22 protein-coding genes and 1 other annotated feature are annotated in these 26,785 nt (G+C 38.3%); of the genes, 3 read left to right on the top strand and 19 right to left on the bottom strand.

Translation table 11 applies throughout. The features are described from left to right. Positions 1-5: 5 nt before the first annotated feature. The 7 genes from infB to IGK21_RS07995 all read right to left on the bottom strand — a co-directional run bounded on the left by infB (position 6) and on the right by IGK21_RS07995 (position 9,692). Positions 6-2,360, bottom strand: a complete 2,355-nt coding sequence (gene infB / locus IGK21_RS07965; RefSeq protein WP_034698328.1) for a translation initiation factor IF-2 — start codon at positions 2,358-2,360, stop codon at positions 6-8. Between the two features lie 12 nt (positions 2,361-2,372). Continuing rightward, on the bottom strand, positions 2,373-2,684 hold the full coding sequence (locus IGK21_RS07970) for a YlxQ-related RNA-binding protein (RefSeq protein ID WP_010718885.1): 312 nt from the start codon (positions 2,682-2,684) through the stop codon (positions 2,373-2,375). Beyond that, positions 2,681-2,974 (bottom strand): RNase P modulator RnpM, encoded by a 294-nt coding sequence (gene rnpM, locus IGK21_RS07975; RefSeq protein WP_010718884.1) that lies wholly within the window; start codon positions 2,972-2,974, stop codon positions 2,681-2,683. Before rnpM ends, IGK21_RS07970 begins: the two co-directional genes overlap by 4 nt. Before the next feature lie 23 nt (positions 2,975-2,997). Beyond that, positions 2,998-4,185, bottom strand: coding sequence for a transcription termination factor NusA (gene nusA, locus IGK21_RS07980; protein ID WP_034698331.1), 1,188 nt, complete (start codon positions 4,183-4,185; stop codon positions 2,998-3,000). Positions 4,186-4,206: 21 nt separating this feature from the next. Continuing rightward, the gene (gene rimP / locus IGK21_RS07985; RefSeq protein ID WP_010718882.1) at positions 4,207-4,680 is read right to left on the bottom strand and encodes a ribosome maturation factor RimP; all 474 of its coding nucleotides are present in this window, start codon (positions 4,678-4,680) and stop codon (positions 4,207-4,209) included. A gap of 143 nt (positions 4,681-4,823) precedes the next feature. Next, positions 4,824-9,176, bottom strand: a complete 4,353-nt coding sequence (locus IGK21_RS07990) for a PolC-type DNA polymerase III (RefSeq protein ID WP_034698557.1) — start codon at positions 9,174-9,176, stop codon at positions 4,824-4,826. Between the two features lie 150 nt (positions 9,177-9,326). Next, positions 9,327-9,692: a winged helix-turn-helix transcriptional regulator gene (locus tag IGK21_RS07995; RefSeq protein WP_010737776.1), complete on the bottom strand. Its 366-nt coding sequence runs from the start codon at positions 9,690-9,692 to the stop codon at positions 9,327-9,329. Positions 9,693-9,823: 131 nt separating this feature from the next. Between IGK21_RS07995 and IGK21_RS08000 the strand changes: the two genes are divergently transcribed. Further along, positions 9,824-10,666, top strand: a complete 843-nt coding sequence (locus IGK21_RS08000) for an aldo/keto reductase (protein WP_034698333.1) — start codon at positions 9,824-9,826, stop codon at positions 10,664-10,666. Between the two features lie 16 nt (positions 10,667-10,682). Beyond that, positions 10,683-11,477 carry an SDR family NAD(P)-dependent oxidoreductase gene (locus IGK21_RS08005; RefSeq protein ID WP_034698335.1) on the top strand — a complete coding sequence of 265 codons (795 nt, stop codon included), beginning with the start codon at positions 10,683-10,685 and terminating at the stop codon, positions 11,475-11,477. 196 nt (positions 11,478-11,673) lie between these two features. Here IGK21_RS08005 and IGK21_RS08010 read toward each other — a convergent pair whose 3' ends face one another. The 8 genes from IGK21_RS08010 to rpsB all read right to left on the bottom strand — a co-directional run bounded on the left by IGK21_RS08010 (position 11,674) and on the right by rpsB (position 20,201). Continuing rightward, on the bottom strand, positions 11,674-13,377 hold the full coding sequence (locus IGK21_RS08010; protein ID WP_010718877.1) for a proline--tRNA ligase: 1,704 nt from the start codon (positions 13,375-13,377) through the stop codon (positions 11,674-11,676). Between the two features lie 69 nt (positions 13,378-13,446). Continuing rightward, a complete protein-coding gene (gene rseP, locus IGK21_RS08015; RefSeq protein ID WP_010718876.1) occupies positions 13,447-14,715 on the bottom strand; it encodes an RIP metalloprotease RseP in 1,269 nt (422 codons plus the stop codon). Between the two features lie 384 nt (positions 14,716-15,099). Further along, entirely contained in the window at positions 15,100-15,900 is an 801-nt protein-coding gene (locus IGK21_RS08020; RefSeq protein WP_010718875.1) for a phosphatidate cytidylyltransferase, read from the bottom strand. Then, positions 15,897-16,706 (bottom strand): isoprenyl transferase, encoded by an 810-nt coding sequence (locus IGK21_RS08025; protein WP_010718874.1) that lies wholly within the window; start codon positions 16,704-16,706, stop codon positions 15,897-15,899. The genes IGK21_RS08020 and IGK21_RS08025 overlap by 4 nt, the downstream gene beginning before the upstream one ends. A 229-nt stretch (positions 16,707-16,935) precedes the next feature. Next, positions 16,936-17,493 (bottom strand): ribosome recycling factor, encoded by a 558-nt coding sequence (gene frr, locus IGK21_RS08030; RefSeq protein WP_010718873.1) that lies wholly within the window; start codon positions 17,491-17,493, stop codon positions 16,936-16,938. 3 nt (positions 17,494-17,496) lie between these two features. Then, complete coding sequence (gene pyrH / locus IGK21_RS08035; RefSeq protein WP_010718872.1) at positions 17,497-18,219, bottom strand: UMP kinase; 723 nt, start codon at positions 18,217-18,219, stop codon at positions 17,497-17,499. Positions 18,220-18,440: 221 nt separating this feature from the next. Continuing rightward, the gene (gene tsf / locus IGK21_RS08040) at positions 18,441-19,322 is read right to left on the bottom strand and encodes a translation elongation factor Ts (RefSeq protein WP_010718871.1); all 882 of its coding nucleotides are present in this window, start codon (positions 19,320-19,322) and stop codon (positions 18,441-18,443) included. Positions 19,323-19,418: 96 nt separating this feature from the next. Further along, positions 19,419-20,201 carry a 30S ribosomal protein S2 gene (gene rpsB / locus IGK21_RS08045; protein WP_010718870.1) on the bottom strand — a complete coding sequence of 261 codons (783 nt, stop codon included), beginning with the start codon at positions 20,199-20,201 and terminating at the stop codon, positions 19,419-19,421. A 387-nt stretch (positions 20,202-20,588) separates the two neighbouring features. Between rpsB and IGK21_RS08050 the strand changes: the two genes are divergently transcribed. Beyond that, on the top strand, positions 20,589-21,068 hold the full coding sequence (locus IGK21_RS08050) for an arginine repressor (protein ID WP_010737782.1): 480 nt from the start codon (positions 20,589-20,591) through the stop codon (positions 21,066-21,068). A 150-nt stretch (positions 21,069-21,218) separates the two neighbouring features. Here the strand turns inward: IGK21_RS08050 and argS are convergent, their stop codons facing one another. The 4 genes from argS to arcA form a co-directional block, all read right to left on the bottom strand. Continuing rightward, positions 21,219-22,910 carry an arginine--tRNA ligase gene (gene argS, locus IGK21_RS08055; RefSeq protein WP_034698338.1) on the bottom strand — a complete coding sequence of 564 codons (1,692 nt, stop codon included), beginning with the start codon at positions 22,908-22,910 and terminating at the stop codon, positions 21,219-21,221. Positions 22,911-22,983: 73 nt separating this feature from the next. Further along, positions 22,984-23,183, bottom strand: a binding site (T-box leader). Between the two features lie 143 nt (positions 23,184-23,326). Further along, positions 23,327-24,277, bottom strand: a complete 951-nt coding sequence (gene arcC, locus IGK21_RS08060; protein WP_010718867.1) for a carbamate kinase — start codon at positions 24,275-24,277, stop codon at positions 23,327-23,329. A 116-nt stretch (positions 24,278-24,393) separates the two neighbouring features. Continuing rightward, on the bottom strand, positions 24,394-25,413 hold the full coding sequence (gene argF / locus IGK21_RS08065; protein WP_010718866.1) for an ornithine carbamoyltransferase: 1,020 nt from the start codon (positions 25,411-25,413) through the stop codon (positions 24,394-24,396). 88 nt (positions 25,414-25,501) lie between these two features. Beyond that, on the bottom strand, positions 25,502-26,731 hold the full coding sequence (gene arcA / locus IGK21_RS08070; RefSeq protein WP_010718865.1) for an arginine deiminase: 1,230 nt from the start codon (positions 26,729-26,731) through the stop codon (positions 25,502-25,504). Positions 26,732-26,785 lie beyond the last annotated feature (54 nt).

Below are 26,785 nucleotides of genomic sequence, written 5' to 3' on the forward strand. Positions count from 1 at the left end.
TAAAATTAATTTGTTTTGATTTCTTCCATAATGAAGCCTTCGATGACGTCATCGACTTTGATGTCATTGAATTTTTCGATCATTGCACCACATTCATAACCCATTTTAACTTCTTTTACATCGTCTTTGAAACGTTTCAAGCTAGCTAGTTGTCCTTCGTAAATGACGATACCATCACGGATCACGCGAACGCCACTATCACGTCGAATGTATCCTTCTGTGACATAAGCCCCAGCGATCGTTCCAACTTTTGATACTTTGAATGTTTCTCGAACGATCATTTGACCAGTGATTTTTTCTTCAAACTCTGGATCTAGCATCCCTTTCATCGCTGTTTCGATTTCTTCGATTGCTTTATAAATGATTCGGTGTAAACGAATGTCCACTTCTTCATTATCCGCTTGAATTTTAGCTTGTGGTGTAGGACGAACATTGAACCCAATGATGATCGCATTACTTGCTGCTGCAAGGGTTACATCACTTTCATTGATGGCACCAACTGCAGAATGGACGATTTTCACACGTACGCCTTCTACATCGATCTTTTGCAATGAAGCAGCCAATGCTTCTGCAGAACCTTGTACATCAGCTTTAATGATAACATTTACTTCTTTTAATTCGCCTTCTTTTAAGCTTTCAAACAAGTTGTCCAATGTTACCCGACTAGTGATCGCACGATGTTCTAACAACGCACGTTTGGCACGTTCTTCACCGGCTGCACGAGCAGTTTTTTCATCTTCAAAGACAACAAAGCGGTCACCTGCTTGTGGCACATCGTTTAACCCAGTGATCTCAACTGGTGTTGCTGGTCCAGCAGATTTTTCACGACGACCTAAGTCGTTGACCATCACACGCACACGTCCATAGGTATTTCCTACTACAATTGGGTCACCTACGTTTAAAGTCCCTTGTTGAACAAGTAATGTTGTAACAGGTCCTTTTCCTTTGTCTAGACGTGCTTCAATTACTGTACCAATTGCTCGTTGTTTAGGATCTGCTTTTAGATCCTCTACTTCCGCAACTAGCAAGATCATTTCCAGCAATTCGTCAATATTTTGACCAAATTTAGCAGAGATTTCAACGAAAATCGTTTCTCCACCCCAAGCTTCTGGAATCAATTCATATTCACTTAATTCTTGCATCACGTGTTGAGGATTTGCCCCTGGTTTATCAATCTTATTAACAGCAACGATAATTGGTACGCCAGCTGCTTTCGCATGGTTGATTGCTTCGACTGTTTGTGGCATAACACCGTCATCTGCTGCTACAACTAAGATCGTGATATCAGTGATACTTGCTCCTCGCGCACGCATACTTGTAAATGCAGCATGCCCAGGTGTGTCTAAGAATGTGATTGGTTTGCCATCGATATCGATTTGGTAGGCACCGATATGTTGTGTAATCCCACCAGCTTCGCCACTTGTTACTCGTGAATGACGTAATGTATCAAGTAATGTTGTTTTCCCGTGGTCGACGTGTCCCATGATTGTTACAACTGGTGGACGAGAAACCAATGTATCAGGATTTAATTCTTCTGGTTCAAAGAATTTGTCGATATCTGCGATATCTACTTGGATTTTTTCTTGTGGTTCCATCCCATAATCTGTTGCTAAGAGTTCAATCGTATCTTTATCTAGTGCTTGGTTTTGGTTGACCATTACGCCAAGCATAAATAATTTTTTGATGATCTCTGCTGGTTCACGATGGATTTTCTTTGCAATATCCGCAACGTTCATGCCTTCAGTATACTCTAATACTTCTGGTAACTCACGGAATTTACGTGGTGGTACAGCAGGTTTATTGGAAGTTTGTTGTTTTCCTTTTTTCCCTTTTTTGTTAAAACGATTGCGGTTGTTATTGTTAAATTTACCACGATTATTATTGTTGTTACGGTTTTGGTTACCACCTTGGTTTGATCCTTGGCGATTTTGGTTTCCGCCTTGTGTTGATCCTTGGCGGTTTTGATTGCCACTTTGTGTTGCTCCTTGACGGTTTTGGTTATTTCCGCCTCCATTATTACTTCGGTTTTGGTTTGTTGATTGGTTTTTTCCTTGATTCACTTGACCGCTCCCTTGACCGCGATCTTGATAGTTGCGGTTATTTTTTTGTTGTTTCGTTTTTGTTTCTTGTTTCTTTTGTTCATTCGGCTGGTTTGTGGCTGGCTTTTGGCTGGCTTGCTGTGCTGGTTTTTCATTCGTCTGTGGTTTTTTGAACGCTTGTTGCAACTTCTTTTCATCACCAGTTGTGATTGCTCCCATGTGATTCTTCACATTAATCCCAAGTTGCTGCGCCTTTTCCACAACGTCTTTACTAGGCTGATTTAATTCTTTTGCTAGTTCATAAATTCGTTTGTTGCTCATGCAATCACCTTCCTAACCTTCAATTAGCTCCTTGGTTTTCTTCGCAAAACCGTTATCTACGATTCCAAATACTTTGCGAGGCTTCCCAATCATCTGCGTGATTTCAGCTTCGGAAAATAGTTCAAAGCAAGGAACTTCATAATATGAACTCTTATCTTTCACTTTTTTCTTCGTATTCTCACTCGCATCATTTGCTACAAACACGATCTTTGCTTTCTGTTTACGAATGTCTGCAATGGTCAACTCCTCGCCGGTAATCAACTTACCAGCGCGCATCGCTAACCCAATGAGATTCATGGCTTTTTGCCGATTTCCTTCATTCATTTACCGAATAGCTCTTTTCGTGCTTTTTGATGGGTTACATAATCGAGTAACTCTTGGTAGAATTCATCTGTCAAAGTCGTTTCTAACGCCCGATCAAGAATCTTCTTATCCCAAGCTTGTTGTACTTCAGCTGGCTCAAGTGAGACATACGCACCACGGCCTGGCATTTTCCCAGTGGGATCAATCGATACTTCCCCTTCTTTGGAACGGGTAATTCGAATCATCTCTTTTTTGGGTTTCATTTCACCTGAAACCACAGATTTGCGTAAAGGAATCTTCCTTTGTTTCATCTCTTCGCCTCCTAAGCTAATTGTTAAGCATCTTGATCCGTATTTTCAACTGTTTCATCGTTGAAAGCAATCGTTTCATATTCATCATCTGTATAATCAGATTGAACGATCACTTCATCATGAGCGACTTCTTCAGAAGCTACTTCTTGATCTTGCGCTTGTTTTTCATAATATTCAGCCATATCTGATTCTGACTTGATATCGATTTTGTGATTTGTTAGTTTGGCAGCCAAACGTGCATTTTGTCCACGTTTACCAATCGCTAAGGATAATTGGTAATCTGGAACGACAACGGTACAAGCTTTAGGATTTTCTTCATCAAAAATCACATCGATCACTTGCGCTGGATTCAGAGCATTCGTGATAAATACCGCTGGATCTTCGTTCCACTCAACGATATCCATGTTTTCACCCTTTAATTCATTCACGATCGCTTGCACACGCTGGCCTTTTGGTCCAACACAAGTTCCAACTGCATCAATATTTTCATCATTTGAACGAACGGCTACTTTTGAGCGATCGCCCGCTTCTCTAGCAATGCTTACGATTTCAACGATCCCATCGTAAACTTCTGGCACTTCTTGTTCGAATAAACGGCGTAATAGATCTGGATGGCTACGGCTAACGAAGACTTGTGGACCTTTTGACGTATTTTCTACACGAGAAACGTACACTTTGATACGATCATGCGGTTGATAAAATTCATTAGGCATTTGATCTTGTTTCGATAAAACAGCTTCGATCTTTCCAAGATTTACATAGATATATCGTTTATCTTGACGTTCAACGATACCTTGCATAATGTCTTTTTCATACGCGCTGAACTCATTGTAAATGATGGTTCTTTCTGCTTCTCTGACACGTTGTAAAATAACTTGTTTTGCTGTTTGTGCAGCAATTCGTCCAAAGTCTTTTGGTGTCACTTCAAAACGGATGGTATCACCAATCTCATATGCCGGATTAATCAAAAGCGCATCTTTTAATGATACTTCTAATTGTGAATCCATTACTTCTTCAGTAACTTCTTTCACAGCATAGACGTGAATTTTCCCTTTCTTTTGATCAAATTCAACTTCAACATTTTGAGCTTGACCATAATGGCGTTTGTATGCAGAAACTAAAGCAGCTTCTAAAGCGTCGATCACGATTTCTTTTGAAATCCCTTTTTCAGCTTCTAATGCATCTAATGCGTTTAGCATTTCTTTACTCATTTTTCTGTTTCCTCTCCGTGATTAAAATTGGATCGCTAAGCGAGCTTTGGCAATATTTTTTCGGTCAAGAATTAATTCTTTTTCCCGTGTTTTTATGCGTATTTTCAATATCAGCTGTTCAGCATCAACTGATTGGAGAAATCCTTCATATTGTTTTTCTCCATCAACTGGTTGATAAAGAGAAACATGGATATATTCTCCAAGCGCTTTTTCGTAATCTTTCTCTTTTTTTAATGGGCGTTCTGCCCCTGGAGATGATACCTCTAGAAAATAAGCTTGTGGGATAGGATCTGGATCTGCTGCATCAAGTTTTTCGCTAAGTTTTTCGCTAACCCATGCACATTCTTCGATATCGATTCCGCCATCTTTGTCAATGAATACTCGTAAGAACCAACTTTTGCCTTCCTTCACAAATTCTACTTCGACAAGTTCAAAATTTTGTTCCTCTAAAATCGGAGTCACCATTGCTGTGACTGTTTCAACGACGCTACTCAAAAAGTTCGCCTCCTTAAAATTGCTTCCGTAATTCCATTAAAAAGAGTGAGCGAAAATTCCGCTCACTCACAGTTAGTATCATTACCTATAAATAACTATACCATATTTCATTTAAAATGACAAGCTTCCACGCTAACCCTTGATTAGAACATATCAAACAAGGAAAGTTGGTTTTCATCTGGAAGGTCTTTCAATACCCCGTTGTCGTTCATATACTCAATCAACGTTTTAGAAACTTTTCCTCGTGTAGCAAGATCTTCTTTTGATAAGAATGGTCCATCTTTTCGTGCTTCAACGATTTGTTTTGCAACGTTTGTTCCTAAACTTGGGACAGCTCTAAATGGTGCGATCAATGTGTCTCCTTCGATCACGAAGTTCACGGCATCTGATTTATATAGATCGATCATGCCAAAATGGAAGCCTCTTTCCAACATTTCATTCGCTAATTCAAGGACGGTCAACTGATTTTTCTCTTTGACTGAGGCATCCAAACCTTTATCTGTGATTTCTTTCATCGCTTGTTTTACCGCATCTTTCCCTTTACACATAGCCACAAGATTAAAATCATCCGCTCGAACTGAGAAATAGGCACAATAGTATAAAATAGGGAAATAGACTTTAAAATAAGCTACACGTAAGGCCATCAAAACGTAAGCCGCTGCATGGGCTTTTGGGAACATATATTTGATTTTAGAACAAGAATCAATGTACCAATCTGGAACATTGTTTTCTTTCATGGCGGATAGATAGGTTTCTCGTAATTCATCAGGGATCTTGTTCCATAGCCCTTTACGAACGGTTTCCATAATCTTAAAAGCCATCCCACTATCTAATCCAGCATGGATTAAGTAAACCATGATATCATCCCGACAACCAATTACTTCAGCCAAAGTTGCATCCCCACGTTTGATCAATTCTTCTGCATTGCCTAACCACACATCGGTCCCATGTGATAATCCAGAAATCTGTAAGAGTTCAGCAAAAGTCGTTGGATGTGTTTCTTCCAACATTCCCCGAACAAAGCGTGTCCCAAACTCTGGGATACCTAGTGTCCCTGTTTTAGAATAAATCTGTTCACTGGTAACGTTCAAGACATCTGGACCGGCAAAAATTCTCATTACTTCTGGATCGTCAGTTGGGATCGTTTGTGGATCGATTCCCGATAAATCCTGCAACATACGGATTACTGTCGGATCATCATGTCCCAGAATATCAAGCTTCAGTACATTATCATGGATAGAATGGAAATCAAAATGCGTTGTTTTCCATTCTGAATTTTGATCATCTGCTGGATATTGGATCGGTGTAAAATCATATACGTCCATGTAATCGGGAATAACGATGATCCCCCCTGGATGTTGTCCAGTCGTTCGCTTCACGCCAGTCGCACCTTTGGCTAATCGATCAACTTCAGCACTGCGAAATTGTAAATTATGATCTCGCTCATAACCTTTAACAAAGCCATAAGCTGTTTTATCGGCAACTGTACCGATTGTTCCTGCTCGATAAACATATTCTTCCCCAAACAAAACTTTCGTATAGTTGTGCGCTTCTGCTTGGTAATCACCTGAAAAGTTCAAATCGATATCTGGTACTTTGTCTCCATGGAACCCTAAGAACGTTTCAAAAGGAATATCATGGCCATCTTTATTTAATCGTGCGCCACATTTCGGACATTTTTTTTCAGGCATATCAAACCCCGAACCGTAAGTACCATCTTCAAAGAATTCTGAATACTGGCAATCAGGACAATAATAGTGAGGGGCTAATGGATTTACTTCAGTGATCCCAGTCATTGTCGCAACAAAACTAGAACCAACTGATCCACGTGAACCAACTAAATAACCATCTTCGTTACTTTTATGCACCAGTTTTTGCGCAATCAAATAGATCACAGAAAACCCATTCCCGTTGATCGAATTCAATTCTTTTTCTAATCGTTTTTCAATGATTTCTGGTAATGGATCACCGTACAACTGTTTAGCTCTGGTATAACTCAAATCAGAAATCTCTTCTTCAGATCCAGGAATTTTTGGCGTATACAAATCATCTTTCACCGGAATGACCTCTTCACAAAGGTCAGCAATCTTATTCGTATTGTCAACGACGATTTCTTTCGCTAGATCTTTTCCTAAAAAGTTAAAAGCAGTCAACATCTCATCTGTTGTTCTAAAATGCACATCAGGCAAACTATGTCGGTTCAACGGATTAGCCCCACCCATTGAATTAATCAAAATCTTCCGATAGATTGCATCTTCTTCATTAAGGTAATGCACATTCCCAGTAGCAACGACGATTTTGTCCAATGACTTTCCGATTTCAACTAGATTTTTGATGATTTCTTCTAAATCATGTTCATTTTTGACTAGTTCTTGCTCAAGCAATGGTGCATAGACCGCTTTTGGCATCACTTCAATATAATCATAAAATTTTGCTCGATTTCTAGCTTCTTCAATTCCTTTTTGCATCATTGCTTCGAAAATCTCACCTTTATCACAAGCAGAGCCAATGAAAAGATTCTCACGTAATTTCTTCAGTTGTGAACGAGGAATACGTGGGACACGTTCAAAATATTCCACATTCGACATCGAGATTAATTTGAATAAATCTTTTAATCCAGCTTGATTTTTCGCTAAGATCGTCACATGAAATGGCCTTGCTCGTTTATATGAATCGCCTTCTCCCACATGAGCATTGAGTTGATCATGGTAGAGCATCTCATGGTTTTCCATTGCTTCTTTAACGAAAATCCATGCTAAATGACCTGTCGCTTCAGCATCGTAAATCGCTCGGTGATGCTGTTCAAGACTGACACCAAATTTTTTAGATAACACACCTAGACCAAATCGTTTAAATTGAGGATACAGATATCTGGCTAATTCCAGCGTATCGATGACTGGATTCGTCGCCTCTGGGATTCCATATTTTGCATAACTTGTATTCAAGAATCCCATATCAAACGCGGCATTATGGGCGACCAGAATCGAATCTTTTGAAAACTCGAGAAACAAACGTAGGACTTCTTCTTCTGATTTAGATCCTCGTACCATTTCATCTGTGATCCCAGTTAGATCAATCGTTGTGCGGGAAAGTGGGTGTCCGGGATCAATAAATTCATCAAAGCTTTCAATGACATTCCCTTTATACATCTTGACCGCAGCTAATTCGATGATCGTATCATAAACAGCAGATAGTCCAGTGGTTTCCACGTCAAATACGACATATGTTCCTTCATTCAAAGAAACATGTTCATCATTGTAAGCAATCGGCACACCATCATCTACGACATTGGCTTCAACCCCATAAAGAATTTTCACGCCTGCTTTTTTACCGGCACTATGCGCTTCAGGAAATGCTTGTGCCCCTCCATGATCCGTGATCGCAATCGCTTTGTGTCCCCATTTTCCAGCTTGAGCTACAAGGTCAGAGATACTATTGGTTGCATCCATCGTACTCATATTACTATGAACATGTAATTCCACTCGTTTCTCATCGTCAGGAGCATAGTCTTTACGAGGTGCATGCTTCACCTCAATGATATCTTGTGCATTCATCACCAGGTCTCGCACAAATGTATCTTCTTGGATACTTCCTCTAACTTTTAACCAGCTTCCTACGCTGATTGCATCAAAGATTTGTTCATCTTTTTCATTATTTGAAAATTTCTTAACAATAAAAGAAGAAGTATAATCGGTGATTTTTAACGTTAGAATCTTACGTTTTGAACGTAGCTCACGCACTTCTTTATCAAATACATAGCCTTCCAAGGTCACACGACGTTCTTCTTCAACGATATTGATCATTGGTATTGTCGGTTCATCTGCTGGAATATTACGACCTAACTGGATCGGTCCATCTAGTACAGGAAGTTGCTCTTTTCTTTCTTTTTTCTTTTGTTCATGGACAATCAAACTTTCCGCAGCTTGCTTCATGAACGCTTCTGCTTGTTCTTGCTTCCGCTCTTCAAACAGTTTTAGCACACGTTCTGCTTGTTCTTCATCAATTTCAGGTTCGATACGAAATTTAGGGAACCCGTAGCTGACAAACAGCGTTTCAACTAAAGGTAGATATTGTTGCTTTAAATAATTAATAGCGCCATTACTATCGACTGGCAAGACAATTTTCTTTTCCTTCAATATAGGGACTTGTGTTTTTAAAACTTGTTGAGCCAACGGCGTATCGCATTGTTGGCTTTCTAAAGCTTGTGCCCAATAATCTTGTAATAATTTTTCATCAAACTGCTGATCATCAGCTTTGATAGTTAATCTGATCTGTGCAATATCTTTAAATGCCAGTGTCAAATTTTGGAGCAATGATCGATAAAGCATGATCGGTAAAATTTGAGTAAAGTGTAGGGTAAACTCCCACAATCTTGATTTGCGGTGAACCACTACACGCTCCATTTCGCCAGCAGAGATTAGTGGATGATTTTTTTCCACTTCTTCTAGTTGGATTTGTTCCAACAATTTTTCAAATAACTCTCGTTTTTCTGACAAAACCATACGCCCTTTCTGACGAGGACAAATCAATGCTATTTCATTTGAACCTCTTCTTCTTTCAGTACTATTTAGTATACCCGTTTTTACATGGATTTACATTAAAAAAACGACAAAGAATTTTCTTTCTCGTTCTAAATCGTTGATTACTTAGCTAAATGAATCCTCACAACGTAAGCTGATTGGTACTCCTTGCTCTTGCAACGTAGTAACATGCAGTTCGCCCCAATCACATAACGCATCTAACACACTACTTAATGTTTGACCATATTCACTTAAGGAATAAACAACTTTTGGTGGAACCTGATGATATGAGGTTCGTACAACAATACCGTCTGCTTCTAATTCACGCAATTGTTGAGTCAACATCTTTTGGCTAAGATTAGGAATTTTTCGTTTTAAGTCGCTGGGACGAAGCGGACTGTGACGCAGGTTGCATAAAATAATCGGTTTCCATTTCCCACCGATAACATCCATCGTGGCTTCTACACCAATATTATACGTTTTTTCAATCATATTTCCCTCCTAAAATCCTTTTACTATCCAATAGTTACTTTTTAGACACTATAGCACAATAAAGTAGGTACTATCTATTAGAGCCTATCTAGTATACATTATATCTATTGAAAATTAAAGGAGGAGTATAGATGATCCATTCATTGAATGATCGAATCATGTTAAATAACCAAATAGAAATTCCAGGGATAGGACTTGGTGTCTTTCAAATCCCTGATACCCAAACTGCTGAAGTAGTCAAAGAAGGCATTGTAAAGGGCTATCGGTTGATTGATACTGCTCAAATATATGATAATGAAATTGGTACAGGAATCGGAATCAAAGAAGGGCTGAAAGCTGCTGGAATTTCTCGAGAAGAACTATTCGTAACCTCCAAAGTCTGGAACGATCATTTAACCTATGACGAAACAATCCAAGCTTTTGAAACCAGTTTAGCACGTCTAGGACTAGACTATCTAGATCTTTATTTAATCCATTGGCCTGGCGAAGATGCATTTTTAGAGTCATGGCGTGCTTTGGAAAAATTATATCAAGCGGGGAAAATCAAAGCGATTGGTGTTAGCAATTTTCAAATCACTCATTTAGAAAAATTATTGACACATGCGAATGTCATTCCCGTTCTCAACCAAGTGGAACTACATCCAAAGTTATCTCAAACTGAACTACGCAATTTCTGCGCAAAACATGCAATAAAGATCCAAGCGTGGTCCCCTTTGATGCAAGGGAAACTATTGAATCACCCAACTATAGTAGAGATTGCTGAAGCGCATCATATTACTCCAGCCCAAGTAATCTTACGTTGGGATGTCCAGCAAGACATCTTATTAGTGGTCAAGTCAGTTAAGCCCGAACGAATGAAAAGTAATGCTGACATTTTTGATTTCGTTCTTTCTGAAGATGAAATGACGGTTTTGAATGCACTGAACGAGCATTTTCGGGTAGGACCAAATCCTGATACATTCGATTTTAAATAAAGGAGGAAGATGTAAGATGGAACTAGGTTTATCTCATAAGGTTGCGTTAGTCACTGGCTCAACAAAAGGCATCGGAAAGGCCATTGCGATTGAATTGGCAAAAGAAGGTGCAGATGTCATCATCAATGGTCGTCACGCGCCGCTTGTTGATCAAGTGGTCACTGAATTAAAAGAAAAATTCCCCCAAACTAACCCTCAGCGTGCGCCATTTGATTTAGCAGATCCAGAAGCACGGCAAGAACTGTTTACGCAATTTCCTACAGTAGATATTTTGATCAATAATATGGGGATTTTTGAACCGATGGATTATTTAGCTATCACAGATGATATTTGGGAACATTTTTTCCATGTCAATGTTCTTGCTGGAAATGCATTAGCCAAAAATTATTTACCTAAAATGTTGAAGCAAGATTTTGGTCGTATCCTTTTTATTGCGAGTGAAGAAGCAGTGATGCCTTCAGGTGAAATGGCTCAATACAGTATGACCAAAACGATGAATCTTTCTTTAGCAAAAAGTTTATCCAAATTGACTGTTGGCTCTCAAGTGACCGTCAACACGATCATGCCTGGCTCCACCTTGACAGAGGGCGTTCAAGAAATGTTAACAACAATGTACGCAGACAGCCAATTGCCTGAATATGAATGGGAACAAGATTTTATGAAAAATCATCGTCCACTCTCACAGATCCAACGCTTGATCCGACCAGAAGAAATCGGGCGATTTGTTACATTTGTTTCTAGCCCCTATGCAACTTCTTTTTCTGGCGCTGCCTTGCGACTTGATGGAGGATTGGTGCCAACGATTTATTAAGAACGATTTTGTAACACAAATCAATTTCTTCTTACTAAAGAGCCAGTATGATTTTTCATTCGAACAAATGTGAGAAACAAAAAACGAAGGATACCGAGCCAAAACTTGCCTCAGTCTCATTAGAAAAAAGACAAGCCCAACTATTTGTTAGGCTTGTCTTTCATTTCAAGCAAGAATTTTCTTTCTTGACTGTATTTTATTGATTTAAAAGAATGGGTAACGTATTTGCTAGCTCTTCTTTGCGAACTTCAACCATTTCCCCAGTTTTCTTAATTTTGACTTCAACGATACCATCCACCGCTTTTTTACCTACTGTAATTCTAATTGGACAGCCAATTAAGTCAGAATCTGCAAATTTCACACCTGCACGCTCATTACGATCGTCAACGAGTACTTGATAACCAGCAGCCAACATCGTTTGTTCAACTTCTTCGGTTAAGTTCGTTTGGTTTTCGTCTTTTAGATTCATTTGAACAACATGTAAATCAAAAGGCGCGATTCCTTTAGGCCAGTTAATGCCATTTTCATCTGAATTTTGTTCAACGATTGCTGAAAGCAGACGACTTACGCCAATTCCGTAACAACCCATAATGACAAATTTTTCACGTCCATTTTCATCTAATACGGTTGCGCCCATTGATTCACTATAGCGTGTGCCTAATTTAAAGATATGTCCGATTTCGATTCCACGTGTAAATGCCAATACACCATTATTATCAGGTGATGGATCTCCTTCTTGAACAAAGCGAAGGTCTTCATATGAGATCACTTCAAAATCTCGTTCTGGGTTGACATTCACATAATGGAACCCAGTTTCATTCGCTCCAGTAATAGCGTTCGCTAAGTCTTGGACATGACGATCAGCGTAGACTTTTACTTCTTCTGCTACACCGATTGGACCAACAGAGCCGAAATCTGCTCCTAGGTATTTTTGAGCATCTTCTTCTGTTGCTTCTTCTAAGAAATCAACCGCTAAAAAGTTTTTCAGTTTCACATCATTGACATCGTGATCCCCACGTACTAATACCAATACTGGGTTTTCGTCTGCCATAAATAAAACAGATTTGATGATTTTTTGTGGCTCAGTTTCAAAGAAGTTCGCTACTTCTTCAATCGTTTTTACATCTGGTGTCGCAATTTTTTCTAATTCAAGTTGTGTTTCATGTGATTTTTTAGGGACATAATAACTTGTCGCCATTTCTAAGTTAGCGGCATAATCGCTTTCTGTTGAGTAACAGATCGTATCTTCACCGATTTCTGAGATCGCCATGAATTCTTTTGAATCTTTACCACCCATTGCGCCACCATCACCAATGATTGCTCGGAAATCTAACCCACAACGTTTGAAAATCTCAGTATATGCTTTTTCATAATCTTTATACGCTTCATCTAAACTTTCTTCTGATGAATGGAAAGAGTAAGCATCTTTCATAATAAATTCTCTGCCACGTAATAACCCAAACCGTGGACGTTTTTCATCACGATATTTTGTCTGGATTTGGTAAAGGTTCAACGGCAATTTTTTATAGGAATTGACTTCATTGCGAATCAATTCAGTAAATGTTTCTTCATGAGTTGGACCTAAGATCATTTTGCGATCATTACGATCATTGAGACGATATAAATTGGGGCCGTAAGTTTCATAACGACCAGATTCTTCCCACAATTCCGCAGGTAAGAGAGCTGGCATCAACATTTCGACAGCGCCAATCTTTTCAAATTCTTCACGCATGATCGTTTTTAATTTTTCCAATACACGATTAGCAAGAGGCAAATAAGAATAAATACCAGCTGAAACTTGGCGAATATACCCTGCTCTTAATAAAATTTGATGACTTAGTACTTCTGCATCATTTGGAACTTCTCGTAATGTTGGAATCAACATTTTTGATTGTCTCATTCTATATACTCCTTCATTTCTCATATAATCATTTATCGTTTGTAATTATACCCTATTTATAAACTTTTTCTAGAAAAAGAATCGTTGGATATCATTCCATGTGACTAATACCATTAAAAGCATCAATAAACCGAAGCCTGCTAATGTGATAAAGCCTTCTTTTTCTTGGCTGATTGGTTTTCCACGAATCCCTTCCACGACGTTCAAGACAAGCTTTCCTCCGTCAAGCGCTGGAATTGGTAATAAGTTAACGATTCCCAAATTCATCGAAAGAATGGCCATCAAGCTAATGACCGTTAATATTCCTTGATCTGCAGCTTCTGAAGATAATTGGAACATCATTACAGGACCGCCCAATTTATTTAAACTAAAGTTTGTAAATAATGAGCCTAGTGCTTTAAAAATTTCTAATGAACTACTGAAAGCTTGTTGTGTTCCTCCAATGATTTTGTCAAAAAATCCCGTTTTCATTGGTGCTTTGATTCCTAATTGCCCATATTTTTTTCCATTCGATTCTACCACGCCTGGTGTTACTGAAAGGGTTTGTTTCTGACCATTGCGCTCGACTTCAACATTGAGTTTTTTCCCAGGATTCTCGGTGATCGTAGCCGTTAGATCTCCCCAAGAATGAATGGCATTACCATTGATCTCCAAGATTTTATCATTTTCTTTTAAACCAGCAGTTTGTGCTGCACCATTAGGTAAGACTTCGCCAATTTGATTCGTGTTAGTGACTTGAACTCCGCCATGCATAAAAGCAAGCAGAATAAATAACAAAATAGCTAACAAGAAATTATTCATTGGTCCTGCGAAATTCGTCAACATCCGTTGCCATAATTTGGCTGATTGGAACTGCACGTCTTTTGGAGCGATTCGAAGTTCTGTGCCATCGGCTTCAATGATCGAAGCATCATGCGCGACAGAATAAGTCACTTCTTGTTCTTCCTCGCCATTGACATAGCCAGTAATCGTTAATTCTTCTTCAAGATCATAACGAATCAATTCCATCGGGATACTATTTGTAAGCTGTACTTTTTTACTTAAATTGATTTTCTCTACGATACCATCAGAATTTAATAAAAGAGATAACGGCATTCCCGGAGCCATCTCTGTTTCATCGTCCCCGTTTCCTGCCATCCTCACATAACCTCCGATTGGCAATAAACGTAGTGTATAGGTAGTTCCGTCCTTAGCTTGATGCCCATAAATTTTGGGTCCCATACCAATTGCAAACTCTCGAACGAGAATTCCTGATCGTTTCGCAAAGAAGAAGTGTCCAAATTCATGAACAATGACCAAAATGCCAAAAACAATAATAAATGTAATAATTGTTTTCATTTTACATTCTCCTTTACTTTTTTTTAGGTTAAATAAAACATCTTAATTTTACCATATTAATAGCTATTCACCAATAGCCCTAGTTTTTTTAAAGAAAAGAGGTGGCGCTGGAAATAATCAATTTTTAGAAATAAGCCGAATAATCCAAAACTATTTTTCTTCTGGATTATTCGGCTTATTTTCTGAACGAACAACTTCTAAGACACCACGTATTCTTTTTTGAGTAAGATGTGAACATAAAGCTCGCATATTGATTTGAAAAAAGATAATGCTTCATTCCCATACCCATATTTAGTTAACAACTCATTGACATCCTATTAAACTATTGTTATTTATAAATGAGTAGACGATTAGGCAAGTGCTCATTCAAGTCTTTGATGATCACTAAATCAATCCAAATAAATGCATGATTGGAAAGACAAAAAGCAAACTATCAAAACGATCTAGTATCCCGCCATGCCCTGGTAAGATATTCCCAGAATCTTTGACATCGTAGTGACGTTTGATCGAAGATTCAACGAGATCACCAAATTGTCCCACGATCGATAAGAGCATCGTTACAAGGAGCATGAAGAACAGCCCATGTCCAAATAATTCTTTGGCTGGATAGAACAAGAAGTACAACAAAGCAACGACTAATGCACTAGCAATACCACCTAATGCTCCTTCGATTGTTTTATTTGGTGAAACATCTGGACTTAACTTATGTTTTCCGTATTGTCTTCCAACCATATAAGCACCGATATCAGTTGCCCAAACGACAAATAATCCAAAGAGCAAGACTGCCAAACCTTCTGTTCTTGCATTGACGAAATTTTGAAATCCAATACCTACATATAAACTAGTAATTACCGGGAACCCCGCTTCATCAATCGTATAGGTATTCTTTGAAATAACTGATGTCCCTAACAAGATCATGACGATCAAGTAAAAGAGCATAAACGTGCTTGTCTTCTCCGGTAAAAAGAAAAACCAACGTTCTTTTGGTAGAACTAAAATAACTGCTCCAATCGCTGATAATATTCCTTCAAAACTTAACAACGTCAAGCCCTTCATACGGAATAACTCATAGACACCGACGACTGCTAACAAAGCTGCTACAAATTCGATTGTGATTCCACCGATCCATATAATTGGTATAAATAGGACCAGGGCAATAGCAGCTGTGATCACTCGTTGCTTCATGACTGATCTCCTTCTTTCTCTGTTTTCTTCACGCCACCGAAACGACGGTCTCTGTTTTGAAATGCTGCGATTGCTTCTTCTAGATGCGCCCCATCAAAATCAGGCCACAAAGCTTTTGTGAAATACAATTCGCTGTATGCAAGTTGCCAAAGCAAGAAGTTACTAATTCTTTCTTCCCCACTTGTTCGAATAACCAATTCAGGATCCCGCCATTCGGTTGGCAAAAAACCAGTCATGAGATGATCTGCAATCAGTTCTTCGTCAATAGCTTCAATCGCAGTTTCTTCATTTTTGACTTCTTCAGCAATTTTTTTGACTGCTGTCACAATCTCTGCTCTGCTTCCATAATTCAAAGCAAAGTTAAGGATCATTCCAGTATTATCTTTTGTTTGCTCAATTGCTCGACGAACAGCATCTTGTGTATGTTCAGGTAATACTTCTTCATAGCCCATGACACGAACCTGAACGTTTTCTTTGATCAATTCTGGAACAAATGTATCAAAAAAATCCACTGGAAGTTGCATCAAAAAACGGACTTCATCTTTTGGTCGTTTCCAATTTTCTGTTGAAAAAGCATAGAGGGTTAAAACTTTCACACCTAAACGAGAAGCTTGTTTGGTTACTTTTTTAACTGTCTCCATCCCTTCTTTATGCCCAGCAACTCGAGGTAAACGTCGATTTTGGGCCCAACGACCATTTCCGTCCATAATGATTGCGATATGCTGAGGAATGGGACCTTCAGCCGCAAAATGAAAATCACTTTTTTCTTGAATATACTTGTTTTTTTGCGGAAAAAAACGTAACATTCTTTTTCCTCCTATACTTAAAAGTTACCACTATCTTTAGTATTATATCAATTTATCACGTGATTTCCTATGCTGGATTACTTTTTTTAGTTATTTCTACGACTTTTTTCTTATTTTTTAACTTTTGCTATAAAAAAAGCCTAGGACAAGAAATCGTCCAAGGCTTTTTAGTAGGTGTAAAAATACATAAACGGCATTGATAAAAGACTGATTCTACCAAGCTTTATGATTAAACTTCCAGTAATTCTTGTTCTTTGTCACTAGCGATTTTATCTACTTCTTTGATGCTTTCATCGGTTAGTTTTTGTACTTCTTTTTCTAATCCACGTAGATCATCTTCTGTGATATCGCCATTTTTTTGTTGTTTTTTGTATTCATCAATTGCATCACGACGAATGTTACGAACAGCGATTTTTGCATTTTCTGCTTCTTTTTTTACATCTTTTGCTAATTCTTTACGACGTTCTTCAGTTAATTGAGGAATAATTAAACGAATGACATTCCCATCATTGGTTGGACTGATTCCAATATCACTTGCCATAATTGCTTTTTCAACATCTTGTAAAATGCTCTTATCAAATGGAGTGATCATTAAAACACGTGCTTCCGGGATTTGGATTGAAGCCATTTGGTTCAAAGGTGTTGGTGCACCATAATAATTAACTGTGATTCGATCAAGTAAACTTGCATTGGCACGTCCTGCACGAATTTGTCCAAGCTCACGTTGTAAATTTTGTGCTGCTTTTTGCATCTTTTCTTTTGCTTCTGTCATAATTGCATCTGCCATTTTTTATTTCCCCCTTACAGTTGTTCCGATATTTTCGCCTAAGATTGCACGACGGATATTTCCATGTTCATTTAAATTAAAGACAAGCAATGGGATGTCATTGTCCATGCTTAGTGAGCTAGCGGTAGAGTCCATTACTTGCAACCCTTTTGCAATCACTTCTAAATGAGTCAATTCTTCAAATTTCACAGCATTTGAATCTAATTTTGGATCAGCTGAATAAACACCATCAACATTGTTTTTAGCCATTAAAATAACATCAGCGCCAATCTCAGCTGCGCGTAATGCTGCAGTAGTGTCTGTTGAAAAGTATGGATTCCCAGTTCCACCTGCAAAAATCACGATTCGGCCTTTTTCTAAATGACGTTCTGCTTTTCTGCGAATATATGGTTCAGCAATTTGTCGCATTTCGATTGATGTTTGGACACGTGTTGGCACACCAACATTTTCCAAAGTATCTTGCAACGCTAAAGCATTCATTACAGTTGCCAGCATCCCCATGTAATCAGCTTGAGCACGTTCCATTCCCATCTGAGCACCGATTTGTCCGCGCCAAATATTGCCGCCGCCTACCACGATTGCCATTTCAACGCCTAATTCGTGCACTTCTTTGATTTCTTGGATGATTTCTTTAATAACAGGCGGTTTGATTCCAAAGCCTTCATTCCCAGCTAAAGCTTCTCCACTTAATTTTAAGACAACACGCTGATATTTCGGTGTGACCATGTTCATTCCTCCAATATTTTCTATTGCTATTTTACCATATTCAGGTAATTTAGCCACTAAAAGTCTAACCATTTGTACCTATGCCTAAAAAAAAGAGCTGTGACATACGTCGCTGCTCCTTTTTAATTCCAAATAAGCATACTATCTAATGTTGATCCAACATTTAAAAAGTGACTCGCAAAATGAATCAACATTAGATAACATATACTCGATTTTCAGAATTATTTTTTCACTTGGTTCATAACTTCTTCAACAAAGTTGTCTTCGCGTTTTTCGATTCCTTCGCCAACTTCAAAGCGTACAAAAGTTTTCACTGTAGCACCTTTAGAAGCAACATATTTTTCAACAGTCATATCAGGATCTTTAACGAATGGTTGGTCAACCAAAGCGATTTCTGCTTTAAATTTCTTCAAGCGTCCTTCTACCATTTTTTCAACGATATTAGCAGGCTTACCTTCGTTTAAAGCTTGTTCTGTAAGAACAGTTTTTTCATGTTCTAATTCAGCTTCAGGAATTTGAGTTTCGTTTACATAGCGAGGATTGATTGCAGCTACGTGCATAGCAACGTCTCTTGCTACAGATTCATCAGTTGTTCCATCTAAAACAGTCAATACAGCGATACGTCCGCCCATGTGTAAGTAACCACCGAAAGCAGCGTTATCTTCTTTTTCAACTACTTCAAAACGACGGAAGCTGATTTTTTCTCCGATTACTTGTGTTGCTTCGATCAAGTCAGATTCGATCGTACCTTTTTCTGTTTTGATCTTCATTGCAGCTTCCATGTCTGCAGGTTTGTTTTCCGCAACAAGTTCAGCGATTTCTTTCACTAGATCTTGGAACATTTCGTTTTTAGAAACAAAGTCTGTTTCTGAGTTAACTTCAACGATTGCTGCAGTATTTCCTTTGATTGCTACTGAAGCTAATCCTTCAGCTGCAATACGATCATTTTTCTTAGCTGCTTTAGCCATTCCTTTTTCACGTAAAAGATCTACTGCTTTTTCCATATCGCCTTCTACTTCAACTAATGCTTTTTTCGCATCCATCATACCTACGCCTGTCATTTCGCGTAGTTCTTTTACCATTTTAGCTGTTACATCTGCCATTATTGTATCCTCCTATAGTTTCTTTTTAAAAAAAGCTGTTTCAAAGGAGAGTGAGGCTTGTCGCCTAGCCTTTGAAACAGCTCCATCATTTAAAAATTATTCTGCTGAAGTGTTGTCGCCTTCTACAACGTCAACGATTTCTTCGATTGAAGTAGCATTGTTTTCTACTACAAAGTCTTCTTCAACTACTTGGTCTTCCCCTTGGTTACCTTCGATAAATGCATCAGCCATTTTTGAAGTAATCAATTTAACGGCACGGATTGCATCGTCATTTGAAGGGATAACTACGTCGATTTCGTCTGGGTCGCAGTTTGTATCAACCATAGCTACGATTGGGATATTTAATTTATGCGCTTCTTGAACAGCAATGCGCTCTTTACGTGGGTCAACGATGTACATTACATCTGGAATTCTTGGCATATCAGCGATACCACCCAAGAATTTTTCAAGACGTTCACGTTGTTTGTTCAAACCAGCAACTTCTTTTTTAGGTAGAACTTCAAAAGTTCCATCTTCTTCCATTGCATTGATTTGTTTCAAACGGCTGATACGTTTTTGGATTGTATCCCAGTTAGTCAATGTTCCACCTAACCAACGATGGTTTACAAAGTATTGTCCAGCACGTGTTGCTTCATCTTTGATTGCTTCTTGTGCTTGTTTTTTCGTACCTACGAATAAAGCTACGCCGCCTTCTTCTGCAACGCTCTTCATGTAGTCATAAGCTGCATCTACTAACTTAACAGTTTTTTGTAAGTCGATGATGTAGATTCCGTTTCTTTCTGTGAAGATATATTTCTTCATTTTTGGGTTCCAGCGACGAGTTTGGTGACCAAAATGTACGCCGGCTTCTAGTAATTGTTTCATTGAAATTACTGCCATTTTTGTTTCCTCCGATTTGGTTTTTATTTTTCCTCTCCCTGTCTTTCACCTCGCTGACAAACTTTTTCAAGCACCTATCAACGATCCAACAGGAATGTGGATTTGTTGATGCAAAAAGCATCTTTAAACATTATACAAGTAACCTACCTGTATAGCAATAGCTAAGGTGACATTCTTGCTCAACATTCAATATTTTACCTGACTTGCTAGTAAATATCAAGAGAAATCTCTAGTTGCCTCTGCATTTATTCTCATCTTTTATGCTTTACTCTCTCATTAACAAATGATCATAATTCCTAGAGTTATCTCATAAATCAGAATAATATTGGGCAACTCGATTTTTTTTTGATATGATACATGTGAAATCTTTCGTAAAGGAGAAAGAATATGCGTAAATCTGAGCGACATTTACTTATTAAACAAGTGATCGGGGAATTTACGATCCGTACACAAGAAGAACTCTTGGCCAAACTGGAGAATTATGGTGTAACAGCGACACAAGCTACGATTTCCAGAGATATTCGTGACTTAAAAATCGTAAAAGTACCAGATGAAAATGGCGTTTCCCATTTTGTTCTTTTTCAAGGAAAAAAAGGACTCGAAGCAAAAACAGATGATGAAAAACGGTTAGTCCAAATGATCGAAGACATCGTGTTAAAAGTGGAACGGGTCCATTTTCTGACGGTCGTCCATACCTTACCAGACAACGCACATCTTTTCGCTGCCGTTTTAGACGATATCAAACCACCTCATATCGTCAGTACGATTGCCGGGTTCGATACAACCATTATCATTTCCAAAGATGAAGAAGAAGCAAAATTGGTGGAAGCCTTCTTACATGCTCCCAAAGAAACAACACTTTTTTAAGCCAACTAAATTTAATCAACGCAGCATGAATCAATGAATGGATGATATCTGTCCCAATCACTTCTATATAAAATAAACCGCCCCTCACGAAAGCTACTATTATAAGTAAGCCTTTCGTAAGGGACGGTTTATTTGTGTACGTTACTTTTCTTACATTTTATCTGGTGCGTGTAAGCCAAGCAAACGTAAATCTTCTTTTAACAAGACTGTTACAGCATAAACTAATGCTAAACGCGCTTCTTTTTGGTCATCTTCAACTAAAATTTTAGTATGTGCATAATATTTATTAAATGCTTGGGCTAACTTGATTGCATGTTTCGCAATAATAGACGGTTCGTATTTTTCACCTGCTTGTAAAACAGTTTCTGGGTATTTTTGAATCAATTTTACAACTTCCCAGCTGTTTTCATCATTCAAGGCGTATTCTTGATCTGTCGATGGCGTAAAATCGGCTTTTGCTAACAAGCTGACAGCACGAGCATGTGTATATTGTACATAAGGTCCTGTTTCACCTTCGAAACGTACAACTTCTTCTAAATTAAAGTCAAATGTATTTAGGCGATCGTTTTTTAAATCATGGAAGATAACTGCGCCAACACCGACTTGTTTAGCTACCACATCTTTATTTTCTAAATCAGGATTTTTCTCACTGATCTGTTCTTTAGCAGAGTCAATGGCTTCATTTAGCACTTCTTCAAGTAAAACAATTTTCCCTTTACGTGTTGATAGTTTTTTACCACCTTGAGTAATCAATCCGAATGGGATGTGATGCATATCATCTGACCAATCAAAGCCTAATTCTTTAAGAACAGCTTTCAATTGTTTGAAGTGATAACTTTGTTCGTTTCCGACAACATACAATGATTGTTTAAAATCATAGGTGCGTTTGCGGTAAAGAGCTGCTGCTAAATCACGAGTGATATAAAGTGTTGCACCATCTGATTTCTTGATCAACGCTGGGTTCAAATCATAAGCTGATAAGTCAACGATTTCAGCACCTTTATCTGCTTGCAATAAATGTTTTTCTTCTAAAAGTTCTACGATTTCATCCATTTTATCGTTATAGAAAGCTTCACCATTTAAAGAATCAAAACGAACTTCTAATAGATCGTAGATTTTATTGAACTCTTTCATAGATTCGTCGCGGAACCATTGCCATAATTCAATGGCTTCTTTGTCGCCTTCCTCCAAACGTTTAAACCATGAACGTGCTTCATCATTCAATTCTGGTTCTGTTTCAGCCACTTCATGGAATTGAACATACAGACGCAACAATTCATTGATTGGTTCAGAACGTACTGCTTCTTCTGAACCCCATTTTTTATAAGCCACAATCAGTTTCCCAAACTGTGTGCCCCAATCTCCTAAATGATTGATACGAATCGGGTTGTAGCCTAATTTTTCCATGATAAATCCGATGGAGTTCCCGATAACTGTAGAACGCAAATGCCCCATTGAAATCGGCTTTGCAATATTAGGAGAAGACATATCGATTGGTACGTTTCCGTTATTTCCGATGGAGCTGTCGCCATAATGTTCTTTTTCTTTCACGACAGAAGCCAAAACTTCTTTACTGATCATCGCTTTATTCATAAAGAAGTTTAAGTAAGGACCAACCACTTCGATTTTTTCAAAGTTTGTTGAATCGATTTTTTCTGCTAGGTCAGCTGCAATTTGTTGAGGGGCTTTTCGATAGATTTTCGCTAATGAAAAGGCAGGAAAGGCTACATCCCCATGGTCTGCAGATTTTGGATTTTCTAATAGTTTTTCTACTTGTTCCATTGTAAGATCGTCTTTGACAACGTCATAGATCGCTTTTGATACAATATCTTTGTTATTCATTTACATTCCTCCTATAAATACTTTTGTTTGCTGAAAACAAAAAAATCTCTAGTGATCATAGATAACTATGATCACTAGAGACGAGATATCCCGCGGTACCACTCCAGTTGTCCTATTTGCTAGGACCAGCTTCATCTGATATCGGTTGATAGCCGTCTGTCTTAGACAGAGTTCTCCAAGTGCGCTTCATTGTATCCTCTCGTTTGGCTTTCACCACACCCAAACTCGCTTTGATCAAGTAAATACAATTACTCTCTTGTTCAACAAACTATGAAATTATTATATTAATTGAATTATAGCAGAAAAAAAAACTGCTGGCTAGGGATTTCTTATAAAAAATGTCCAGAAGGTCTAAAGGAGAAGAAATACCAACTGGACACTTTTTAACATAGTTCATTTCCTAAGAAAAAGAATTCTTAGTTATCCGCTACGATGATCGTTCCTTCTTCAGATGCGAGAAGGTTCTCGATATTTTCTAAAGAAGTAATAATCGCTTTAGCTTTTGGTTTTGCCTCAACAAAGGCAATTGCCGCTTCGACTTTTGGCAGCATACTTCCTGGTGCAAATTGATTTTCATCAATGTATTGCTTCATTTCTGAAACTGAAACAGTTTCTAGTTTCTTTTGATCTGGTTTTTGATAATTTACATAAACATTATCTACTCCAGTTAAAACGATCAATAGATCTGCATCGATGATTTCCGCTAATTTTTCAGAAGCAAAATCTTTATCGATGACCGCTTCTCTACCTTCTAAACCAGTTGCCGTTTCCACAACAGGAATTCCACCACCACCAACAGAGACTGTAATCACGCCTTGTTCTACTAGCGTTTCAATCACTCGTGCTTCTTTAATTGAAATTGGTTTAGGAGAAGCCACTACTTTACGCCAGCCACGACCAGCATCTTCTTTAAAGGTTACTGTTGAATCAGCTTTCATTTGTTCATTGGCTTCTTCTTCGGTATAGAATGGTCCTACTGGTTTGCTTGGGTTTTTAAATGATGGATCGTTTTCATCAACGATGACTTGCGTAACAAGTGAAACCACATCTTTATCAATGCCTTTTTCTTTCAACACTTCACCCATTGCATTTTGTAACCAGTACCCAATTGATCCTTCTGTCATTGCAACACAAGTATCTAAAGGCATCGCTGGTGTCTTTTCTGAGTCAGCTGCTTGTTGTTGGATCAGCAAATTCCCTACTTGTGGTCCATTCCCGTGAGAAATGATCAACTCATCCCCTTGTTCAATGAATTTTACTAAGTATTTTGCTGTTTCCATCAATGCCTCTTGTTGTGCTTTTGCACTTGCATCTGTTGATAAAATCGCATTACCACCTAATGCGACAACTACTTTACGATTTGCCATATTTGTCTTCCTTTCTCCAGAGAGTTCTGAATTTTCTCAATGACAAAACAAGCCAGCCCATGATGAGGTCCATTAAAGCTGACTCGTTTTGTTCTTGAGATGAATGTGATTAACCGTTACACACGAGGAATAAACAAGTTACCAAGTGTTGCTGCCATGATCGCTTTGATTGAGTGCATGCGGTTTTCTGCTTGGTCGAATTGACGTGCATATTTACTGCGGAAGACTTCATCAGTAACTTCCATCTCAGTAATGCCGAAGCGTTCTTTCATTTGTTCACCATAGATTGTGTTAGTATCATGGAATGCTGGTAAGCAATGTAAGAAAATCAAACGGTCAGTATTGTGCGTTTTTTCGATCATTTCCATGTTGATTTGGTAAGGTTTCAACAATTTGATTCGTTCTTCAAATTTATCTTCTTCACCCATTGATACCCAAACATCTGAATAAAGTACGTCAGCACCGTCAACACCTTTATCCACGTCATCAGTGATCATTAATTGTGCACCAGATTTAGCAGCAAATTCTTCTGCCATTTTGACGATTTCTTCTTCTGGTTGTAATTCTTTTGGTGCTACGATACGCATGTTTGCACCTAAAATAGCCCCAGTCACAAGTAAAGAGTTCGCCATGTTGTTACGTCCGTCACCACAATATGCCACTGTGATTCCTTCAACTGTTCCAAAGTTTTCTTGGATTGTTAAGAAATCTGCGATCATTTGTGTTGGATGCCATTCGTCTGTTAAACCATTCCATACTGGAACACCAGAAAATTCTGCTAGTTCTTCCACCATTTTTTGGCTAAAGCCGCGGAACTCAATTCCGTCAAACATTCGACCTAATACTTTAGCTGTATCTTCTGTTGATTCTTTTTTACCTAATTGGATATCATTGGCACCTAGATATTCAGGATGCGCACCTAAATCGATTGCTGCAGTTGTAAAAGCTGCACGTGTACGAGTAGACGTTTTTTCAAATAAAAGTGCAATGTTTTTACCTTCTAAGTAGTGATGTGGAATGCCACGTTTTTTCAAATCTTTTAAGTGCTCAGAAAAATCGATTAGATATTGTAATTCTTCTTTTGTAAAATCTTTTTCTGCTAATAAACTTCTTCCTTGAAATACTGACTCTTTCATAACTAAAATTCTCCTTTAGGTTGTTTGTTTTTGTTTTAAAGAGGAAATCTAGTGGCAGCTGACAGTTAGACTGCCACTAGCATTCATATTATTTTAAATCTTCACGTACTAATGGTTGGCTCATGCAGCGTGGACCACCACGACCGCGTGACAACTCACTTGAATTGATTTCCAATACTTTGATGCCATAGCTACGTAATAATTCATTTGATACATAGTTACGGTTGTACGTTACGACAACACCTGGTGCGATTGCTAGGGTGTTAGAACCATCATTCCATTGTTCACGAGGAGCAACGATCGCATCACCATTACCAGTTGGGATCAAGACTAAATCATCCAAACCTAACGCAGCTTTTAATGACGCTTGTAAGTCATCAGAATGGGCGATCTTGATGTCATCGCCTGCTTGTTCGATCGTAAAGACATCCATTTTTCCTTCTTTACTTTGGATTGCTGGATGGATCGTGAATTTATCATGATCAACCATGGTAAACACAGTATCTAAATGCATCATTGCTCGATTGTTAGGAATCTTGATTGCTAGGACTTTTTCAAAGCCTGCATGTTTAGCAAATAAATTACGTGCTAATTTTTCGATTGCTTTAGCGCTTGTTCGTTGTGAGATACCTACAGCGACGACTTTGTCACTTAGGATTAATTCATCTCCACCTTCGATGTGATCAGGGTTTTCACGATCTAACCATACTTCAACCCCTTTGTTCGCAAAACGTGGGTGATGTTTCAAGATGTATTCAGTAAACATTGATTCACGACGACGTGCTTCAAATGTCATCATGTTAACAGTCATCCCATTTCCCATTGATGCGGAAGGATCACGTGTAAAGTAAAGGTTTGGCATTGGGTCCATATAGAATGGATAGTCGTCATCTGAAGAAAGATCATACAGACTGTTTGAACGAACTGAAATATCTTTCGTGCGGACACCCGCCATAATTTTATCTACCATTTCTTGGGTTTCCATTGATAGAAGGAACTCATGAAGACCATCTCTTACAGCAGAAGATGCAATGTGGGATTCGTCTAACATTTTATTTAAAAATTGTTCTTTGACATTGCCGGCATCAATTGCTTCTGCAGCTAATTTTTCTAGATATAAAGTTTCGACGCCTTCATCTTGCAATGTCTTTGCAAAATAGTCATGCTCTTCTTGTGCGATTGGCAGATATGGAATATCATCAAACAACAGACGGTCCATAATATCTGGTGTTAAATTTTCCACTTCTTGTCCAGGTCGTTTCAATAAAACTGTCTTTAACTTCCCTATCTCAGAGAAAACGTGAATAGGTTTATCCATGTTGTGTTGCCTCCTTCGTTTTGATTACATACATAGAATACCGCCTTTTTGTAA

Origin of the sequence: Enterococcus sp. DIV1421a, assembly GCF_051711025.1 — a bacterium.
In the GTDB taxonomy this organism is placed as follows: Bacteria; Bacillota; Bacilli; order Lactobacillales; family Enterococcaceae; genus Enterococcus_B; species Enterococcus_B hirae.

What these genes read in the sequence shown, in the direction of transcription:
- infB (WP_034698328.1), bottom strand. Translation starts at nt 2,360, where the DNA reads ATGAGCAACAAACGAATTTATGAACTAGCAAAAGAATTAAATCAGCCT.
- IGK21_RS07970 (WP_010718885.1), bottom strand. Translation starts at nt 2,684, where the DNA reads ATGAATGAAGGAAATCGGCAAAAAGCCATGAATCTCATTGGGTTAGCG.
- rnpM (WP_010718884.1), bottom strand. Translation starts at nt 2,974, where the DNA reads ATGAAACAAAGGAAGATTCCTTTACGCAAATCTGTGGTTTCAGGTGAA.
- nusA (WP_034698331.1), bottom strand. Translation starts at nt 4,185, where the DNA reads ATGAGTAAAGAAATGCTAAACGCATTAGATGCATTAGAAGCTGAAAAA.
- IGK21_RS07995 (WP_010737776.1), bottom strand. Translation starts at nt 9,692, where the DNA reads ATGATTGAAAAAACGTATAATATTGGTGTAGAAGCCACGATGGATGTT.
- IGK21_RS08000 (WP_034698333.1), top strand. Translation starts at nt 9,824, where the DNA reads ATGATCCATTCATTGAATGATCGAATCATGTTAAATAACCAAATAGAA.
- IGK21_RS08005 (WP_034698335.1), top strand. Translation starts at nt 10,683, where the DNA reads ATGGAACTAGGTTTATCTCATAAGGTTGCGTTAGTCACTGGCTCAACA.
- IGK21_RS08010 (WP_010718877.1), bottom strand. Translation starts at nt 13,377, where the DNA reads ATGAGACAATCAAAAATGTTGATTCCAACATTACGAGAAGTTCCAAAT.
- rseP (WP_010718876.1), bottom strand. Translation starts at nt 14,715, where the DNA reads ATGAAAACAATTATTACATTTATTATTGTTTTTGGCATTTTGGTCATT.
- IGK21_RS08020 (WP_010718875.1), bottom strand. Translation starts at nt 15,900, where the DNA reads ATGAAGCAACGAGTGATCACAGCTGCTATTGCCCTGGTCCTATTTATA.
- IGK21_RS08025 (WP_010718874.1), bottom strand. Translation starts at nt 16,706, where the DNA reads ATGTTACGTTTTTTTCCGCAAAAAAACAAGTATATTCAAGAAAAAAGT.
- frr (WP_010718873.1), bottom strand. Translation starts at nt 17,493, where the DNA reads ATGGCAGATGCAATTATGACAGAAGCAAAAGAAAAGATGCAAAAAGCA.
- pyrH (WP_010718872.1), bottom strand. Translation starts at nt 18,219, where the DNA reads ATGGTCACACCGAAATATCAGCGTGTTGTCTTAAAATTAAGTGGAGAA.
- tsf (WP_010718871.1), bottom strand. Translation starts at nt 19,322, where the DNA reads ATGGCAGATGTAACAGCTAAAATGGTAAAAGAACTACGCGAAATGACA.
- rpsB (WP_010718870.1), bottom strand. Translation starts at nt 20,201, where the DNA reads ATGGCAGTAATTTCAATGAAACAATTACTAGAAGCCGGCGTACATTTT.
- IGK21_RS08050 (WP_010737782.1), top strand. Translation starts at nt 20,589, where the DNA reads ATGCGTAAATCTGAGCGACATTTACTTATTAAACAAGTGATCGGGGAA.
- argS (WP_034698338.1), bottom strand. Translation starts at nt 22,910, where the DNA reads ATGAATAACAAAGATATTGTATCAAAAGCGATCTATGACGTTGTCAAA.
- arcC (WP_010718867.1), bottom strand. Translation starts at nt 24,277, where the DNA reads ATGGCAAATCGTAAAGTAGTTGTCGCATTAGGTGGTAATGCGATTTTA.
- argF (WP_010718866.1), bottom strand. Translation starts at nt 25,413, where the DNA reads ATGAAAGAGTCAGTATTTCAAGGAAGAAGTTTATTAGCAGAAAAAGAT.
- arcA (WP_010718865.1), bottom strand. Translation starts at nt 26,731, where the DNA reads ATGGATAAACCTATTCACGTTTTCTCTGAGATAGGGAAGTTAAAGACA.